The sequence below is a fragment of the Pseudomonas sp. USHLN015 genome (genome assembly GCF_037153275.1).
GTDB lineage: Bacteria > Pseudomonadota > Gammaproteobacteria > Pseudomonadales > Pseudomonadaceae > Metapseudomonas > Metapseudomonas tohonis.
In genome coordinates, this window is the sequence record NZ_JBBCKP010000036.1 from 1 (window position 1) to 319 (window position 319).

The window sequence follows — 319 nt, forward strand, 5'->3', positions numbered from 1 at the left end:
GCCCATGTGGTAGTCGTTGAAGGCGTCCCACAGGCCGTCCTGGATCATGGTGTCGACCAGCTTGGCGTGGCCCATGCGCAGGCCGGTGCGGGCGCCGGGCATGACGTAGGGAGCGAGGCTCATGCTTTCCTGGCCGCCGGCGATGATCACCTCGGCGTCGCCGCAGCGAATCGCCTGGGCCGCCAGGTGCAGGGCCTTGAGGCCGGAACCGCAGACCTTGTTCAGGGTCATGGCCGGCACGGCGTTGGGCAGGCCGGCGAGGATGGCGGCCTGGCGCGCGGGGTTCTGGCCGGAACCTGCGGTGAGCACCTGGCCGAGG

1 protein-coding gene is annotated in these 319 nt (G+C 70.8%); it reads right to left on the reverse strand.

Annotation, left to right across the window (positions count from 1 at the left end; genetic code table 11):
* On the reverse strand, positions 1-319 hold a 319-nt coding region (locus tag WFQ67_RS30230), incomplete at both ends, for a beta-ketoacyl synthase N-terminal-like domain-containing protein (protein ID WP_337059009.1).